At 62.2% G+C, this 17,120-nt stretch carries 17 protein-coding genes and 1 pseudogene; 15 read left to right on the forward strand and 3 right to left on the reverse strand.

Features of this window, described 5'->3' with window-relative positions; translation table 11 throughout:
* Positions 1–33 precede the first annotated feature (33 nt).
* The 8 genes and pseudogenes from BFQ01_RS33230 to BFQ01_RS00845 form a co-directional block, all read left to right on the forward strand.
* Positions 34–1,188, forward strand: a pseudogene (locus BFQ01_RS33230) (FIST signal transduction protein); the annotation flags it as partial.
* 372 nt (positions 1,189–1,560) lie between these two features.
* Positions 1,561–2,055: a methyl-accepting chemotaxis protein gene (locus BFQ01_RS33235; RefSeq protein ID WP_370671240.1), complete on the forward strand. Its 495-nt coding sequence runs from the start codon at positions 1,561–1,563 to the stop codon at positions 2,053–2,055.
* A 96-nt stretch (positions 2,056–2,151) separates the two neighbouring features.
* Positions 2,152–3,192 (forward strand): alpha/beta hydrolase family protein, encoded by a 1,041-nt coding sequence (locus tag BFQ01_RS00820; RefSeq protein ID WP_065923878.1) that lies wholly within the window; start codon positions 2,152–2,154, stop codon positions 3,190–3,192.
* Between the two features lie 87 nt (positions 3,193–3,279).
* Complete coding sequence (locus tag BFQ01_RS00825) at positions 3,280–3,525, forward strand: helix-turn-helix domain-containing protein (RefSeq protein WP_027604011.1); 246 nt, start codon at positions 3,280–3,282, stop codon at positions 3,523–3,525.
* Complete coding sequence (locus BFQ01_RS00830) at positions 3,518–4,753, forward strand: type II toxin-antitoxin system HipA family toxin (RefSeq protein ID WP_065923879.1); 1,236 nt, start codon at positions 3,518–3,520, stop codon at positions 4,751–4,753. The genes BFQ01_RS00825 and BFQ01_RS00830 overlap by 8 nt, the downstream gene beginning before the upstream one ends.
* A gap of 83 nt (positions 4,754–4,836) precedes the next feature.
* On the forward strand, positions 4,837–5,355 hold the full coding sequence (locus tag BFQ01_RS00835; RefSeq protein WP_065923880.1) for a DUF2569 domain-containing protein: 519 nt from the start codon (positions 4,837–4,839) through the stop codon (positions 5,353–5,355).
* Between the two features lie 227 nt (positions 5,356–5,582).
* Complete coding sequence (locus BFQ01_RS00840; protein ID WP_065923881.1) at positions 5,583–6,809, forward strand: MFS transporter; 1,227 nt, start codon at positions 5,583–5,585, stop codon at positions 6,807–6,809.
* Positions 6,810–6,889: 80 nt separating this feature from the next.
* Entirely contained in the window at positions 6,890–7,051 is a 162-nt protein-coding gene (locus tag BFQ01_RS00845; protein WP_065923882.1) for a DUF2986 domain-containing protein, read from the forward strand.
* 1 nt (position 7,052) lies between these two features.
* Here BFQ01_RS00845 and BFQ01_RS00850 read toward each other — a convergent pair whose 3' ends face one another.
* Positions 7,053–8,264 (reverse strand): YeeE/YedE family protein, encoded by a 1,212-nt coding sequence (locus BFQ01_RS00850; RefSeq protein WP_065923883.1) that lies wholly within the window; start codon positions 8,262–8,264, stop codon positions 7,053–7,055.
* Between the two features lie 488 nt (positions 8,265–8,752).
* Between BFQ01_RS00850 and BFQ01_RS00855 the strand changes: the two genes are divergently transcribed.
* The 3 genes from BFQ01_RS00855 to BFQ01_RS00865 are packed head-to-tail and all read left to right on the forward strand — an operon-like array spanning position 8,753 to position 10,131.
* Complete coding sequence (locus BFQ01_RS00855) at positions 8,753–9,028, forward strand: metal/formaldehyde-sensitive transcriptional repressor (RefSeq protein WP_027604004.1); 276 nt, start codon at positions 8,753–8,755, stop codon at positions 9,026–9,028.
* Positions 9,025–9,927: a CDF family Co(II)/Ni(II) efflux transporter DmeF gene (dmeF, locus tag BFQ01_RS00860; protein ID WP_065923884.1), complete on the forward strand. Its 903-nt coding sequence runs from the start codon at positions 9,025–9,027 to the stop codon at positions 9,925–9,927. The genes BFQ01_RS00855 and dmeF overlap by 4 nt, the downstream gene beginning before the upstream one ends.
* A 24-nt stretch (positions 9,928–9,951) precedes the next feature.
* The gene (locus tag BFQ01_RS00865) at positions 9,952–10,131 is read left to right on the forward strand and encodes a DUF1289 domain-containing protein (protein ID WP_027604002.1); all 180 of its coding nucleotides are present in this window, start codon (positions 9,952–9,954) and stop codon (positions 10,129–10,131) included.
* A 9-nt stretch (positions 10,132–10,140) separates the two neighbouring features.
* Here BFQ01_RS00865 and BFQ01_RS00870 read toward each other — a convergent pair whose 3' ends face one another.
* Both BFQ01_RS00870 and BFQ01_RS00875 read right to left on the reverse strand, forming a co-directional pair.
* Positions 10,141–10,938, reverse strand: coding sequence for a DNA/RNA non-specific endonuclease (locus BFQ01_RS00870; protein ID WP_065923885.1), 798 nt, complete (start codon positions 10,936–10,938; stop codon positions 10,141–10,143).
* A gap of 93 nt (positions 10,939–11,031) precedes the next feature.
* Positions 11,032–12,249, reverse strand: coding sequence for an MFS transporter (locus BFQ01_RS00875; protein ID WP_065923886.1), 1,218 nt, complete (start codon positions 12,247–12,249; stop codon positions 11,032–11,034).
* Positions 12,250–12,371: 122 nt separating this feature from the next.
* On the opposite strand from BFQ01_RS00875, the gene BFQ01_RS00880 reads away from it, so the two are divergent.
* The 4 genes from BFQ01_RS00880 to BFQ01_RS00895 all read left to right on the forward strand — a co-directional run bounded on the left by BFQ01_RS00880 (position 12,372) and on the right by BFQ01_RS00895 (position 17,110).
* Positions 12,372–13,013 carry a TetR/AcrR family transcriptional regulator gene (locus BFQ01_RS00880; protein ID WP_065923887.1) on the forward strand — a complete coding sequence of 214 codons (642 nt, stop codon included), beginning with the start codon at positions 12,372–12,374 and terminating at the stop codon, positions 13,011–13,013.
* A gap of 141 nt (positions 13,014–13,154) precedes the next feature.
* Complete coding sequence (locus BFQ01_RS00885; protein ID WP_065923888.1) at positions 13,155–13,676, forward strand: sigma-70 family RNA polymerase sigma factor; 522 nt, start codon at positions 13,155–13,157, stop codon at positions 13,674–13,676.
* Positions 13,673–14,623 (forward strand): FecR family protein, encoded by a 951-nt coding sequence (locus BFQ01_RS00890; RefSeq protein ID WP_065923889.1) that lies wholly within the window; start codon positions 13,673–13,675, stop codon positions 14,621–14,623. The genes BFQ01_RS00885 and BFQ01_RS00890 overlap by 4 nt, the downstream gene beginning before the upstream one ends.
* Positions 14,624–14,698: 75 nt before the next feature.
* A complete protein-coding gene (locus BFQ01_RS00895; protein ID WP_065923890.1) occupies positions 14,699–17,110 on the forward strand; it encodes a TonB-dependent siderophore receptor in 2,412 nt (803 codons plus the stop codon).
* Positions 17,111–17,120: the final 10 nt, after the last annotated feature.

The raw sequence follows: 17,120 nt of genomic DNA on the forward strand, positions 1-17,120 counted from the left end.
ACCCCCGCATCCCCACCCGACCGAGCCCACCCCATGAATCCACTCTCCCTCCTGAAAAAATCCCGGCCCGCTCGCCAAGGCACCACCACCCTCACCAGCACCGCCAACAACCTGGACGCCGCCCTCACCGCCCTACGCATCACCCCCACCCTGATCACCGGCTTCATCTCCCCCCATCTGGACATCGACGCCATCGCCGCCAAGCTCAAACGCCGTTTCCCCCAGTCCACCCTCAGCCTGTGCACCACCTCCGGCGAGCTCTGCAATGCGCCCGGTTCGCTGTATTGCGCCACGGGCGAGCGTTGGGACCGGGTGGTGTTGCAGTTGTTCGACGACAGTCTGATCGCTTCGGCCGAGGTGGTGATGGTGCCGTTGGAGTGTGAGGACATTCGCGGTGGCGGCACTCGCCTGGGGATGCAGGAGCGGATTGCCAAGTTGGTGGCGAATATCAAGCGGGTGCAGGTACGTACGTCGATCGATCATCGCGATACGTTGGCGTATGTGGTGTTCGATGGGTTGTCGGCGTCGGAGTCGTTTTTCATGGAGGCGCTGTATGAGTCGGGGCGGTTTCCGTGTTTGTTTGTGGGGGGATCGGCCGGGGGTAAGTCGGATTTCCAGAAGACGCTGATTCATGACGGCCAGCGCAGTTATCAGCACCATGCGCAGATTGTGTTCTTGAAGACGGCGGCCCATGTGCGGTTTGGGGTGTTCAAGAGCCAGAATTTCAAGGCGGCGGATTTGACCTTCAGTGTGCTGACCGCGTCGGTGGAGGACCGCACGATTGACCAGGTGATCGACAGCAGCGGCAATATCAAGAGCATGGTGCAGGCGCTGTGTGATGCGTTCAGTTGCGCGCCACAGGCGTTGGAGTCGAAGCTGGCGGATTATTCGTTTGCGATTCGGGTGGGCAGTGAGTTGTTTGTGCGGTCTATCGCGCGTATCGATTATGAGCAGCAGATCGTGCAGTTGTTTTGCGACGTGGCGCCGGGCGAGGAGTTGGTGATGGTGCGGCGTACGCCGTTGCGTGAGGCGACGCGCCTGGACTATGAGCAGTTCTTGCGTGGTAAGGGTGGCCAGCCGGTGGCGGGGATTTTGAATGACTGCATTCTGCGCCGGCTGAACAACGGCTCCGAGCTGGGCAGCATGGCCGGCATTTTTGGAGATGTGCCGTTGGCGGGGTTTTCGACCTTCGGGGAGATTTTGGGCCTGAACCTGAACCAGACGCTGACGGCGATTTTCTTCTTTCGGGTGGCCAAGGGTGCGAGTTTCAGTGATGAGTACGTGGACAATTTCATCGCCCATTACGGCGAGTTCAAGGCGTTTTTCCTACGGCGTCAGGTGAAGAAGCTGGCGGGGTTGAACCATGTGGTGGTCAAGCAGATTACCGCGTTCAAGAACAATGACTTCACCGACACCCTGAATACCCGAGGCCTGGACCGCAATATCCTGCCAGTCTTCGAGGGCCTGGCCGACTTGGGCCTGGTGTTGGCCCAGGCCGAGCGTCAGCAGGAGGACATCGCTTCGCAGCTCAAGCATTACTCCGGCGAGTTGCACGCCTCGATGGATGAACTGGTGGGCACGATTGGCCAGCAGAACAGCGTGTCTGCCCAGGCCGGGGCCACGGTGGAGGGGCTGTCGAGCCAGGCGGATGTCGCGGTGCAGGGCGCACGTACGCTGGCGGGGTCGAGTTTGCGTATTCAGTCGATTGTGCAGGTGATCCAGCAGATCGCCGGGCAAACCAATTTGCTGGCGCTCAACGCGGCCATTGAAGCCGCGCGCGCCGGCGACCTCGGCCGCGGCTTTGCGGTGGTGGCAGACGAGGTGCGCAAGCTGGCGGAAATCACGCGCAAGAATGCGGCGGAAATTGGTGTGGATATCGACTTGTTGTCGAGTGAGATCCAGCGGGTGGCCCAGCAGATTGAAGACCAGTCCACCGGGGTGGGTGCGCTGCGGGAGATGCTGGATGTGCTGGAGGCGTCGAGCCGCGCCACCGAAGGCACGGCGCAACGGACCAAGACCATTGCCGATACGTTGACCGGGCTCACCCATGCGTAGGCGCTAGCAGCAGGTAAAAAAACGGCGCGGGGCTCATGGCACTGAACGGGGAATTCAGTGCATGATGCGTCGCTCATATCAAGGACGATAACAACCGTGAAAAGCGCCCTCGCCGCCCTGCTATTGCTGTGCCTGACCGCTCCCGCCTTCGCCGCCGAAAACCCCGTCGGCTTCAAGACCGTCACCCTGCCCGATACGCAAGAAAACCGACCACTCGAACTGGTCGTCTGGTACCCCGCCACCACCACCGCCAAACCCACCCTGATCGCCGACAACGCGGTGTTCATCGGTGCCCTCGCCGTACCCGACGCCCCGCCGGCTGCCGGTGAGCATCCGCTGGTGGTGCTCTCCCACGGGTATGGCGGTAACTGGGGCAAGCAGGTGTGGCTGGCCAGTGCGTTGGCGCATCAGGGCTACATCGTGGCGGCGGTCAACCACCCCGGCACCACCACCAAGGATCGCAACCTGCAAACCGCCGCGCAGTTATGGCAACGCCCGGCCGACCTGAGCCGCGTGATCGACGCGGTATTGGCCCAGCCGAAGCCATTTGGCGCGGTCGCGAATGGCCAGATTGCCGCCGTGGGCCATTCCCTTGGCGGCTGGACCGTGCTGGAAATCGCCGGGGCGCGCTTCGACCCCGAGCTGTTCAGCCGCGACTGCAGCGCCCACCCCAAGCTCGGCGGCTGCATCGGCTATCAGGAGATGAATCCCGCTGGCACGCCAGAAGGTAAAGCGCGCTTGGCGGCGGATTTGAGCGACAAGCGCGTCACCGCCATCGTGTCCCTGGACCTGGGCCTGTCGCGCGGCTTCACCGACGCCAGCCTGGCTGCGCTGCCGGTACCGGCGCTGGTGATTGCGGGGGGCGTGCCGTCGGAGGATATGGACCCGCAGCTGGAGTCCGCCGACATGGTCAAGCGCCTGCCTGAAGCAACGACGAAGTATGTGGAGATCAGCGACGCCACCCACTTCAGCTTTATGTCGATCTGCAAGCCGGGCGGCATGGCGTTGATTGAGGAGAGTTCGCCGGGCGACGGCATGATTTGCCGCGATGGTGAGGGGGCTCGGCCACGGGCGGTGATTCAGCAGCAGGTGGTGGGGCTGATCAGTGAGTTTTTGGGGCGCAAAGCGCCTAACTAAAGAAAAGGCTATTCAAGAAAAAACGAATCAAATACGATGCATAAGTGTATTAACCCTCACAAATGCATTGCATAGGATGCAAACACTGTGGACGATTTAGGTTTCCTGATCAAAAACCTGCGAAAGGCAGCTGGCCTTTCCCAAAGCCAGCTCGCACTTCGGCACGGTATGAGTCGTGCAACCATCTCCGGAATCGAGAACAACACCATCCCCGAAGTGGGAATTCGCAAGGTGGCTGCGATCCTTGAAGGGTTAGGGTACGAGTTAACCGCGACACCTAAGCGTCGACGCAAAACGCTGGATGAACTGAAAGCAGAAAACGTCCATGACTAGACCAAGCGATCGGCTGCACATCGGCACCAGCGGCGTGCCTGCCGGAATACTCGGGCGCGGCGAAGAAAACCAGCGCGATTCGGTGTTTTCGTATAACCCGGCAGTCACCGAAAAGAACGCGGTTTCCCTGACCATGCCGGTGCGCCTGGAGAGCTACATCTGGGCGTATGGCATCCATCCCCTGTTTGAGATGCATCTCCCCGAAGGCCACCTGAAAGCGGAGCTTGTGCGACGTTTCAGCAAGTCAGTGCGAGGCTTTGATGACTTCACATTGCTGGGTATCGTCGGCCCCCATCAACTGGGCCGCATCAGCGTCGCCCGAGCCACTGCGGATGAATTACTACCTGAAATAAAACTCTCCGAGCTGCTCGTGTATGACGGGGCGAAAGATCTGTTCGACGACCTGATGAAAACCTACGCAGCCTACTCAGGCGTTTCGGGCGTTCAGCCGAAGGTACTGGTGCGCAACGTTGACGATACGAATCCTGACGTTGCGCGTCTCACCCATCGTGGCGCTACGCACTTGGTGAAGGCCTTCAATGATTCAGACTTCGCGCAACTGGCCGCCAATGAGTTTTTCTGCATGCGCGCGGCATTTCATACAGGCCTTGAAGTGCCTGAATGCCAGTTGAGTCAGCAGGGTAAGTTTCTGGTGGTCAAACGGTTCGACATCGGTGAAAGCGCCTACCTTGGTTTTGAAGATATGTGCGTTTTATCCGGATGGGGGACAGATAAAAAGTACGACGGTAGCTACCAGGGTTGCGCGAAGTTGATCAAGACTTACGTCTCTCCTTCTCTTGTGACCAAGGCACTTGAGGACTTTTTTATGATGGTGGCGCTCTGCGCCGGCATACAAAATGGAGACGGGCACTTGAAGAATTTCGGCCTGCTCTATGAGAACTGCGCAGAAGACGCCGATATTTGGCTCGCGCCAGCTTACGACCTTGTGACGACCACGGTGTATCAAGTCAACGACATTATGGGTCTGTTGCTCGGCGGTTCAAAGGCTTGGCCAAAACGTAAGATGCTGGTCCAGTTCGGGCGCAGTTCGTGCAGTTTGACAGAAGCCCGTTGCAATGAATTGCTCGCCAGAGTCCACAGCGGTATGAGCCGTGCAATGGTGGAGCTTTCGGAGTATCGAAGCACCCACCCGGAGTTTGATGTTGTTGGGGAAAAGATGACCGCTGCATGGGCGACAGGGCTGGCGAGGAGTATTGAGCCGGCGTGATTGTGCTTGCTTGGTATAGGGCGGTGATTCAGCAGCACGGCTGACTATTTATCGTTTTAACTTTATTGAACGGCGGAGCGAACATGCAAGAAAGTAAACCACTGAAGGGACTGGGCGGTTGGCTGATCGTGGTTGGGTTGGGCCTGTTTATAGCCTTGGCGCGTCTGGGTTATGCCCTTATCGCGGTGTATTACCCGATATTCGCAGATGGCGCGTTTAGTACCCTCACCTCATCCGGCCCGACGATGACTAACGCCCTGTGGGGCGCGATCCTGATTTCAGAAACCCTCGTCAATGCAGTCTTTATCGCGGCCTTTGGTTATTTGGTTTACCTGTTCTTCTGCGAACATTATTTATTCCCCAAGGTTTATATCGTCACGCTCATTGCCTCGGCTGTTTACGTTCCACTTGATGCATGGTTCAGCTCGCTTGTTCTGGTGGATGAACCCATATTCGACTACAACACGACCAAGGAAACCGTCCGCGGATTGGTGTCCACCTCGATCTGGGTCCCCTACATACTGTTCTCCAAAAGGGTCAAGGCAACGTTTGTCCAACGCCGGCCGGTTGCGGCGCAAGCGCCTGGCCCCGTCAGCCTTTGACGCGGTGAGCATCGAGCCTGCCCGATGACCGGCTGGCGCTCACCGGCAAAGAAAAACGCCACCACCAGCCACACCCTGCCAGGCAGGCTGCCCCCATCACATCGATAGCACTGATGATTACTATCGAACCTCTCGCCTAGCGTTGCCGAGCCCGATTCCTATAATAACCTTCTAATTTTTCACCCTCGCCTGGCCTCAGGCGACATCCCCCCTTGGAACCCAGCATCATGCCAAGCGCCCTCCAGGCCCCCAGCGGCCGTCCCGAACATAATCAACAAAGCGTCAAACAGCAGTGGCTGGCGATTCTCTCGGTCGCGGTGGGCGCCTTCGCCCTGGTGACCAGTGAATTCCTGCCGGTGGGTGTACTCAACGACGTCGCCGCCGACCTCGGTATCAGTGCCGGTCGCGCCGGGCTGATGGTGACGCTGCCGGGCATCATGGCTGCCCTCGCCGCGCCGTTCCTGTCGGTGAGCATTGGTGCCATGGACCGTCGTTACCTGCTGATCGGCCTGACGCTGATCATGATCATCGCCAACTCGGTCGTGGCCTTTGCCAGTGACTTCAACCTGCTGCTGTTCGGCCGCGTATTGCTGGGCATCAGCATCGGCGGGTTCTGGGCCACGGCCATTGCCCTCAGTGGGCGGTTGGCGCCCAAGGGCGTGGGCGTCGCGAAGGCCACCTCGATCATCATGATGGGCGTGACCCTGGCCACCGTGCTCGGCGTGCCCGTCGGTACCTGGCTCAGCGGCCTGATGGGCTGGCGCATGACGTTCCTGGTCACTGCGTTGCTGGGCGTGCCGGTGCTGCTGGCGCAGGTGTTCCTGCTGCCGCGGCTCACCCCGGAGAAGGCCATTCGCATCAGTGACCTGCCGGCGTTGTTTATCAACCCACAGGCGCGGATCGGGTTGATCGCGGTGCTGTTGATCGGCCTGGCGCACTTTGCGGCCTATACCTATGTCGCGCCGTTCTTCAAATACAGTTCCGGCTTCGACGGGCCGACGATTGGTTCGCTGTTGCTGCTCTTCGGCGTGGCCGGGGTGTTCGGCAATATCTTTGCCGGTTTCGCCGCCAACCGCAGCGTGCGTCACACCCTGTTGCTGGTGGCGCTGATGATCGGCACCAGCACCGCGCTGTTCCCCCACTTCGCCACCGGCATGACCGGCGCAGCGATGCTGATCGGGCTGTGGGGCTTCGCCTTCGGCGCCTTCCCGGCCTGTGCCAGTATCTGGATGTTTGTGGTGGCGCCCAAGGATGTCGAACGCGGCATGCCGCTGTTTGTGGCCTTGTTCCAAGTAATCATTGCCTTGGGCTCGTTCTTCGGTGGGCGGATCGTCGACCAGTTGGGCAGCTCGGTGCTGTTGAGCCTGGCCACGGCGCTGCTGGGCTGCGGTTTTGTCACCGTGCTGGTGTTGGGGCGCAACGTCAGTAATAGCCTGGCGACCCAGCCTGGCTAGGCCTGTGCGGCGGCTACGTGGGGAGCTGTCGCCATTTTTAAGCTGGTATCATCGCGGCCTGTCCAACCCGGGTACAACCTATGAATCGCCAGAAAAAACTGCAACAGCTGTTCAAGGCCAAAGCCAAAAAGGCCAGCGCCAAATTGGCACCGAAATCCAAGGATAAGTACATCAGCAAGGCCGAGCGGGAAAAGCTGGCGGCTGAGGCCGCCCAGGCGCCAGACATGTCCCCCGAGGGTTAACTCAGCAACCGCTCAGCGCTTCGGGCCGGCGCTCACCGGCAAAGAAAAACGGCCGCAGGCGCACGCCCACGCCGTTGCCGATAAACGCCGCCACCAGCCACACCCAGCCATGCAGGCTGCCCGAGGCGATGCCGCTGAAGTACGCGCCGATGTTGCAGCCGTAGGCCAGGCGCGAGCCGTAGCCGAGCAGCAGGCCGCCGATCACTGCGGCCAGCAGCGAGCGGGCCGGGATCTTCAGGCTGGGGGCAAAGCGTCCGGCCAGGCCGGCGGCCAACAGCGCACCGAGGACGATACCGATGTCCATGACGCTGGTGATGTCTTCCCACACCGGCGCAGCCAGGGCCTTGGCGTTGCCCGGCATTTGCCAGAACGCCCAGCTGGCCACGTCCACACCCAACCCGTTTGCCACCTTGGCGCCCCACAGCGCGAAGGCCGAGGTAATCCCCCACGGCCGCCCGGCCAGCGCCAGGGTGGCGTAGTTGAGCAACGCCAAACCAATCGCGCCCCATACCAACGGCCATGGCCCACGCAGGAAGCGGCGCAGGCCTTGGTGTTCGCTGGTCACGCCTTCTTCAAGCTGGCCGTGGCGGCGCTTTTCCAGGCTCACGGTGACGGCCGCGATGAGCGCAAACATGGCCAGGCTGGCGAGCAACGCGGGCACTACGCCGAAGCTCTTGACGATGGACACCGCCGGGAACGCCGGCAATGCAAACCACCAGTCCACATGGTGGGTGGCGATCAGCGAGCCGCAGATAAAGAACAACAGCGTCACCAGCATGCGCGCATTACCGCCGCCCACCGTGAACAGCGTGCCCGAGGCACACCCGCCGCCCAACTGCATGCCGATGCCGAAAATAAACGCGCCGAACACCACCGACACCCCGGCCGGCGCCACCAGCCCGACCACCGGTTGCCCGAACAACGTGCCCGCCCCCAGCGCCGGGAAAAACAGCAGCACCGCCAGCGCGAGCATCACCATCTGCGCCCGCAGGCCAGCGCCACGGCGATCATTGATAAACACGCGCCAGGCAGAGGTGAAGCCGAAGGCAGCGTGGTAAAGGGTCAAGCCCAGCGCGGCGCCAACCACCAGCAACAGCACCTGGCGCGAACCGACGCTGTTTTGCAGGAACAGGGCGCCCAGCACCAGGATGACAAAGGCCACCAGCGGCGCGACAGGCTTGCGCGCAGGGGTGAGGGAAAGAGAGGTGCTCATGGGGTATCTCGGTTTGATTTGAAGGGGTGATTGCGAAGGGGCGAGTATAACCTGTGGGCGTTGTCGATCTTCAGCGAGGCTGCGATAGCGATGTGTCAGGCAACGTAGATGCAAGCGATGCCACCGCCAGCGCAGCCTCGCCAGGGCTCGATAACCCATCTAAAATTCAACATAACCAATTGATTTTTAAGGATTAAAACTTAAAAAAAAGTCTTGAGTCTTGCATAAACAATTTCAGGCTGACCGAATTCCTGTGGTGAGCGGGCTTGTCCCGCGTTGGGGTGCGAAGCGCCCCTGATGAAGATGAATGCGGTGTATCAGGTACTCCTCCGCGCCTGGTTTTGGGGCTGCTGCGCAGCCCAACGCGGGACAAGCCCGCTCACCACAGGGTCCCAGTTGGCTACACAACAGCCTCTCGCTGCGGTCACCTTGTATAGGGGGGTGGGGTATGACACACTCCGCCGCACTATAGGTAGGGGGGGTATACCGTGGGCCATATCGCAGCCAACAAAGACAGCCTGATAAAACGGGTCAAGCGCATCGCCGGGCAGATTCAGGCGGTGGAAAAAGCCCTGGCGTCGGACGCCGACTGCGCCAAGACCCTGCACCTGGTGGCCGCTACGCGCGGCGCCATCAACGGCTTGATGGAAGAAATCATCGAAGAACACGCCAGGGCGCACGTGGCCGATCCCTCCCTCAGCGAGGAAGAACGCAGCAAGGGCGTCGAAGAACTGCTCGAAGCCATCCGGCGCTACGCCAAATGACGCCCACGACCCACCACGCCCACGACCATGTGTTCCTCGGCGCCGCCCACGACGAGAACGCCAGGCGCACCCTGTGGGTGGTGATGCTGACGGTGGTGATGATGGTGGCGGAAATTGCCGCCGGCTACCTCACCGGCTCCATGGCCCTGCTGGCCGACGGTTTTCATATGGCGACCCATGCCGGTGCCTTGGGCATTGCCGCCGCAGCCTATGCCTATGCCAAACGCCATGCGCGCAGCCCGCGCTACAGCTTCGGCACCGGCAAGGTGGGCGACCTGGGTGGCTTCGCCTCGGCGCTGATCCTGGCGCTGGTGGCCCTGGGCATTGGCGTCGAGTCGGTGATCCGCCTGCTGAAACCCACCGAGGTGCAGTTCGGTACCGCCACCCTGATTGCCGTCGTGGGCCTGGTGGTGAATATCGTCAGTGCGCTGTTGCTGGGCCACGGTCACAGCCATGAGCACGATCACGAGCACCACCACGGCAGCGACAACAACCTCAAATCCGCCTATGTGCATGTGCTCGCCGATGCGCTGACCTCGGTCCTCGCCATCGCCGCCTTGCTGGCCGGGCGTTACCTGGGCTGGGTGTGGCTGGACCCGGTGATGGGTATCGTCGGTGCCATCGTGATCGCGCGCTGGGCCTGGAGCCTGATGGGGGTGACCGCCGGTGTGCTGTTGGATCAAACCGATGAGCACGTCGCCGCCGAGATCCGCGAGTTGGTCGAGCAACCCGGCGACGCCAGGATTACCGACCTGCACGTGTGGCGCGTGGGCCCCGACGCCCACGCAGCGATCGTGAGTGTGCTCGGCCAGGCGACCACGGATGCCGACACCCTTCGCGAGCGTCTCAAGGCGGTGCATGAAGTGAGCCACCTCACCATTGAGTTTCGTTCGGCGTAAGCCTTTACCCCCCCAGGTGACCCCTTGGCTAAAGACATCGAAAACCCCTGCGTCTCCACCTGCCAGCTCAGCGGCGACCTGTGCGTCAGCTGTGGCCGCAGCAAGGACGAGATCCGCAAGTGGAAACGCATGAAACGCCCCGAGAAAATGGCCGCCGTGCAACGTGCAACCCAACGCTTGAAAGCGTTGAAAAAAGCCAGGTAAGCCGCTTGATCAGGAGCGCCCCACCGACCCCGATACCGGAAGGTTACCCAGCAATTTGAGCCCGGTGCTTTTCACGAAGGTGTCGTAGTCCATCGGCTTCTGGATACGCGTTTCGGCGTTGGGCAGCACGTAGGCCCAGGCGCGCTGGCTGGAGGCGTCGTACACAAGCTTGAACAGGCGCGTCGGCACCCAGACCTTGTTGGCGCCGATGGTGCTGTAGCCCGGGTCGAACAGCGGCCCGGTGAACACATACACGTCACCGCCCGCGCGCACCGCGAACTTGCGCACGTCGGCCTCGACCTTGTTCCAGATCTTGCGGTTGTTGGTGGGGTCCTGAGGCACCATGTTCGACAGCGCAAACGACTGGGCCATGGCCTTGGCATCGGGGGCATCGGCGGCCGGGGATTGATGGCCGCGATCCATGGCCGGTTGCTGGCCATGGTAGTCGCTCAACTCGGCCCGCGCGCCCTTGGGAATGCGCGGGTCCGCGTAGAAATGGTTGGTCCGTTCCTCGCCTTTGGCGTCCTTGAGCTGGCGGGCGTTGAGGCGCTCGACCACCACCAGCGGCGTCTTGCTGGTTTGCGAATACAGCACGGCGAAATGGTCGGAGCACAGCGCCAGGGGTTTCATGCTGGCGGGAATGGTTGCGGTTTTGATCGGCGTCGCGCCAGGGAATACATCGGCACAGCTGTCGAACGACAACTGCCGTTCCTGAGTGGAATAAAGGTCTATCGCACCACGGGCATGTGCCCCGGCCGAAAACAGGATAAAGGCCGATAGCCCAACTGCAATGTTGCGTAGGTACATGGATTGAATCTTCGAAGGAAAGTGAAGCGGCAGGCTCCGCGTACGGAGCCAAGTGAATGATATTTCGAGGATTATGGACTAGCAGATGTCAGATTAGTGCCCGAGCGACGCCGGCTTTCCCGCACCCCGCGCGCCCGGCTTGAAGCCATGGGCGCTGGCCACCCAGGCAATGGCAAACGACACGGCCACCAACAGCAGCATCGCCCACGCAAATGCGCCCACGCCCCAGGTGTCCAGCAGCACGCCACCGACCACGCCGCTGCCGGCAATCGCGCTGTTCCACGCCACCACGTTCAGCGACAGCGCCACATCCGCGCCCTCTCCCGCCGCATCCGCCAGGGCGGTTTGCAGCAAGGTCGCGGCGCCGCCGAAGCTCAGGCCCCAGACCGCCACGCCGAGGTAAATCACCTGCGGCATCGTTCCCAGTAAGCCGAACACCAGGCTGATGAGCGCAAAGCTCGCCAGGCTTGCCAGCACGGTGTTGCGCAATAACGGCTCAACCAGCCTGGCCGTGAGCCAAATCCCCGCCAGCGCAGCGATCCCGAAGACCAGCAACACCAGGTCCACGCGCTCGGCCAAACCGGCCGGCGCCACGAACGGTGCGATGTAGGTGTACAGAATGTTGTGCGCCAGCATCCAACTGATCACCACCGCCAGCACAGGGCGCACGCCCGGCGTGGTCAGCACCTTGCCCAGCGACAGGCGTTGATGGGCGGGCTGCGGCGCGTAGTCCGGGACTTTTACCAGCACCCAGGCGATCAGTATCAGGCTCACCGCCGACATCAGGCCGAAGGTGGTGCGCCAGCCCAACAGGCCACCGAGCCAGGTGCCCAGCGGCACTCCCAACGACAGCGCAATCGGCGTGCCGACCATCGCCAGCGCCAGTGCCTTGCCCTGTTGGTGGGGCGCAACCATGCGCCGGGCGTAACCGGCCAGCAGGCTCCAGGCCAACCCCGCCGCCACCCCGGCAAAGAAGCGCGCCACCAGCGTCACGCCATAGTGGGACGACAACGCAGTGATCGAGTTGAACAGCAGGAAACCGACGATGGTCAGCAGCAGCACATTGCGCCGGCGCCAGCCACGGGTGGCGATGGTCATGGGGATCACCGCCAGCACCGAGCCCAGCGCATACGCGGTGACCATCTGCCCGGCCATCGACGGCGAAATCGCCAGGCCATCGCTGATCAACGGCAACAGGCCGGCGGGCAGGGTTTCGGTGACGATACAGATGAAGCCCGTCATCGCCAGGGCGAGCAAGGCACCGATGGGCAGGCGCTCGGAGGCGGCCGATAAAGTGAGTGAGGGGGTCACGGGAAACTCCTTGGGCAAGACATAGATACTGATCGATATAAATGTTGCGGGCGATTGGTGCGCGTTGTCAACGACTTATGTATCGACTAGTATTTATCTCGCTTTCCCACCGGAGACCTGACATGGCACAAATGGGCCGCCCCCGCACCTTCGACCGCGAACACGCCGTGGAACAGGCCATGCACCTGTTTTGGCAGCATGGCTACGACGCCACTTCCCTGGCTCAACTCAAGGCGGGCTTGGGTGGCGGGATCTCCGCGCCGAGTTTCTACGCGGCGTTCGGCTCCAAGGAGGCGTTGTTCGACGAGTGTGTGCAGCGCTACCTGGCGACCTACGCCCAGGTCACCGAATGCCTGTGGGACAACACCCTGCCCCCGCGCCAGGCCGTCGAAACCGCGCTGCGCCAGTCGGCGCGCATGCAATGCGAAGACGGGCACCCCAAAGGCTGCATGGTGGCGCTGGGCGTGATGAGTGCGCCCAGCCCGGAAAATGCGCGGGTGGCCGACGGGTTGACCCAGTCGCGCCTGCGTACGCGGGCGGGGATTGTGGCGTGCGTGGAGCGCGCGGTTCGGTTGGGCCAGTTGCCGCAACAGACCCAGCCCGCCGTGATGGCGAGTGTGTTTGACAGTTTTTTGCAGGGGGTGTCGATCTTGGCGCGGGACAACGTGCCCCATGCCACCCTCGACGCGGCGATCAGCCAGTTGCTGATGAGCTGGGATGTTGCCGCGTCAACGGTACCTCCCCGTAGCACACCTTCGAAATAACCGCTCTCCATGGGGGGGATAACCCAGCGGATGTTCAGCCCCGGCGATATAAATACGGCGCTCCCTGCGGGCCACGCTTGCTTTCGCTGATGGCACACCGCTAATCTTGCGAATAATTCTTATCCGCAGACGTATCCTTCCATGTCGGCAAGCAACCTTCCCTTGAACCAGGCTGTCCATGCGCTCTACACCGAGCACCATGGCTGGCTGTTCGGCTGGCTGCGCAAAAAGCTGGGTTGCCCCCATAACGCCGCGGATCTTTCCCACGATACGTTTGTGCGAATCCTCGCCTCCCGCGATGCCCTCGGTGGCATGCGCGAGCCCCGGGCGTTTCTCACCACAACGGCGCGCCACCTGATTATCGACCGCGCACGCCGCCGCCGGTTGGAAGAGGCCTACCTGCGGGAACTGGCGCAGACCGTCGAGATGATGGAGCAATGCCAACAGTCGCCGGAACAGATCCTCGTCACCCTGGAAGCGCTGGAGCAGATCGCCTTCGTGCTCGACGGCCTGGCCCTGAATGCGCGGCAGGCGTTCCTGCTGTACTTCCTCGAAGGCCTGCGCCAAAGCGACATCGCCAGCCGCCTGGGGATTTCCGAGCGCATGGTGCGCAAGCATTTGATGAACGCACTGATGCACTGCAACCACGCGTTGGACGTATGAGCAGCGACCTCGACCAGCAGGCCGCCAACTGGGTGATTCGCCTGAATGAAGGCAACCTCAGCGAGCGCGAGCAACAGCAATTCGAACGCTGGAAGGCCGCCGACCCACGGCACGTGGCGGCGTTTGAGCGCTTGCAGGGTTTTGTCGGGCGTTTGCAGGCGTTGCGCCCGCAACAGGCGCCGGTGCAGGCCGCGCTGGAAGCGGCACGGGTACGTCGGCGCAACCCGGCCGGCCGCGTGTTGCTGGGCCTGTTGCTGGCGTTGCCGGTGGCCCTGGCACTGCGAACCTACCCGCCCGGTTACTGGCTGGCCGACCAGCGCACCGCCCCGGCGCAATGGCAGCGGGTCGACCTGGAAGATGGCTCGCAATTGACCCTCGGCGGCAACAGCGCCGTCGACCTGACTTTCAACGGCCAGCAGCGCCAGGTGCGCTTGCTACGCGGCGAAATCCTCGTGCAAGTGGCCCATGATGCGACGCGGCCGTTTACGGTGGTGACCGACGACGGCCAGATGCGTGCCCTCGGCACGCGCTTCACGGTCAAGCGCGAAGCACCGGGCACACTGCTGGGTATGCTCGAATCCACCGTCGCCGCCACCGACGCCAGCCGGCATGACGCCGTCCAGGTCAGCGCCGGCGAACAGGCACGCATCACCCCGGACGCGGTCACGCTGTTGGGCAAGATCGACCCACGCGCCACGGACGACGCCTGGAAACACCATCAATTGGTGGTGCAGGACCGGCCGTTACCGGAGGTACTCGACGAACTCGCGCGCCAGTACGGCGGCCACGTGCAGTTCGATCGCCAGCAGTTGGCCGACCTGCGCGTGTCCGCGGTGTTGCCGCTGGATAACCCGCGGCGCGCCCTGCAATTGATTGCCGACGGCCTGCCGGTGCGTATCCGCGCATTCAGCCCGTTGTGGTTGCAGGTCGAACGCCTGGAAAAATAGTTTCGCCTGCCGGGTTCCGCTTTTCACGCCTGCCCCGTCAAGGAAGAAAGCACCTCAATAACAGGAATTTCTTCCATGCCCCGCCACCTCAAGCGTTCTCCCATACCCCTCGCCCTGGCGATCAACCTGGCCAGCCTGGCTGCGCTGAGCTTAGGCGTGTGCAGCCCGGTGGCGGCGCAGGAGGCGGCGCGTTATGCCATTGCCGCCGGCCCCCTGGGACCTGCGCTGAATCTGTTCGCCCAGCAGGCCCATGTGGCGCTGTTGTTCGACAGCACAACCGTCGCCGGCCTCAACACCACCGGCCTGCAAGGCGACTTCCCGGTGGCCCAGGGTTTTGCCCAGTTGCTGCGCGGCAGTGGCTTGCGGGCGGTGCAAGGCGCCAATGGCTACGTGCTGGTGCCGATCGACACCACAGGCTCCTTGGAACTGGGGCCCACGTCGATCACCGGACGGATCGAAGAGAGCAGCACCGATCACGTCCAGGGCTATGTCGCCACGCGCAACCTCAGCGCCACCAAGACCGACACGCCGATCATCGAAACCCCACAATCGCTGTCGGTGGTCACCAGCGACGAGATCCGCGACCGCCAATCGGAAACCCTGTCGCAGACCCTCGACCTGACCCCGGGCTTCACCAGCCAACCCACCAGCTTCAACCGCACCTCGGACCGCTTCCGCATTCGCGGCTTCGATGTGGAATCGGCCACCGGCGGCTCCCTGCGCGACGGCCTGCGCTTGCAGAACAACTCCTACGACGGCGTGCAGGAACCCTATGGCCTGGAACGTGCGGAAGTGATTCGCGGCGCGGCGTCGGTGCTGTATGGCCAGCTGTCGCCGGGCGGCCTGATCAATACCGTGAGCAAGCGCCCCAGCCAGACGCCCTACCACGAGATCAACCTGCAAGCCGGGCAGAACGACCGCAAGCAACTGTCCGCGGACTTCACCGGCCCGTTGGGCGACAGCGACACCTTGAGCTACCGCCTGACCCTGCTCGATCGCAAGAGCGACACCGCCGCCGACCATATCAACAACGATAAGATCTACGTGGCCCCGGCCCTGACCTGGCGGCCCGACGACGACACTTCGCTGACCCTGCTGTCGTTCTACCAGAAGACCGAAACCGGCTTCTCCGCGCCCCTGCCCTATCAGTTGACCAAAGGCGTCGGCGAAGGCCGGTTCCAGATCGGCCGCCACGACTTTATCGGCGAGCCGGACTACGACGAAATGAACGGCGAGATGTCGGCGCTGGGCTATGAGTTCGAACATCGCTTCGATGAACACACGCGCATCAGCAACAAGCTGCGTTACTACCAGTCGGATGTGACCTGGCGTTACCTGCAAGTCAACATCGCCGGCACCAACATCGGCACCGCACAAACCACCGGCCTGCTGCGACGCCAATACAGCGACCGCCAGGAACGCTCGCGAGGCCTGGCCAGCGACACCAATATCGAGAGCAAATGGCAGTTCGGCGACTGGCAGCACACCTTCCTGCTGGGTTTCGATGGCTACGACACCAGTTACGATTCGCACAACTTCCGTGGCAACGCACCGTCGCTGAACCTGGCGACCTACAACTACGGCCAGCCGGTGGTGGTCAATAAAAACCCCGCGACCGACCGTGGCTCGCAGATCGATACTCTGCAAAAAGGCATCTACTTCCAGGACCAGATCAAGTTCGACGAACGTTGGATACTGCTGCTCGGTGGCCGTCATGATTGGGCGGACCAGCACACCGAACTGTTCCGCAATGGCGCCGACAGCGGCAAAAGCGATGAAGCCACCACCTGGCGCGCGGGCCTGGTGTACAAGGCCGACAACGGCCTGGCGCCCTACATCAGCTACAGCGAATCGTTCTTCCCGGTGGCCGGCGCCAACAAGGCAGAGCAAAGCTTTGTGCCCACCGAGGGCAAGCAATATGAGATCGGTATCCGCTATCAACCCGAAGGCAGCGCCACGCTGCTGAGTGCGGCGGTGTACCAGTTGGAACAGCGCAACGTGTTGAGCCAGGACCGCACCGACCTCAATTTCTCGGTACAGGTCGGCGAAGTGCGCTCCCGTGGTTTCGAGTTGGAAGCCAAGACCGAAGTCACCCCCAACCTCAGCCTGATCTCGTCCTACGCCTACATCGACGCACGCATCACCAAAAGCGATATCGCCAGCGAAATCGGCCAGCGCAGCGAAGACACCCCCTACCACCAGGCCGCCCTCTGGGCCGATTACCGCCTGGCGGCGCTCGGCATCCCGCAACTGCGCATCGGCGGCGGCGCCCGCTACAAAGGCACTACCCAGGCCTCCGGCGTGCCGTCATCGATGCCCGCTTATACCCTGTACGACGCCCGCGCCAGCTACGAGATCGACCCGCATTGGGAAGTCGCGCTGAACGCCAATAACGTCACCAACAAGCGCTACACCTACTGCGAATTCGCGATTTGCCGCTATGGCGATGAGCGACAGTTGGTCAGTTCGTTGACGTATCGCTGGTAAGGCGCACCGG

Source organism: Pseudomonas sp. 8 R 14 (assembly GCF_900005955.1).
GTDB lineage: Bacteria > Pseudomonadota > Gammaproteobacteria > Pseudomonadales > Pseudomonadaceae > Aquipseudomonas > Aquipseudomonas marginalis.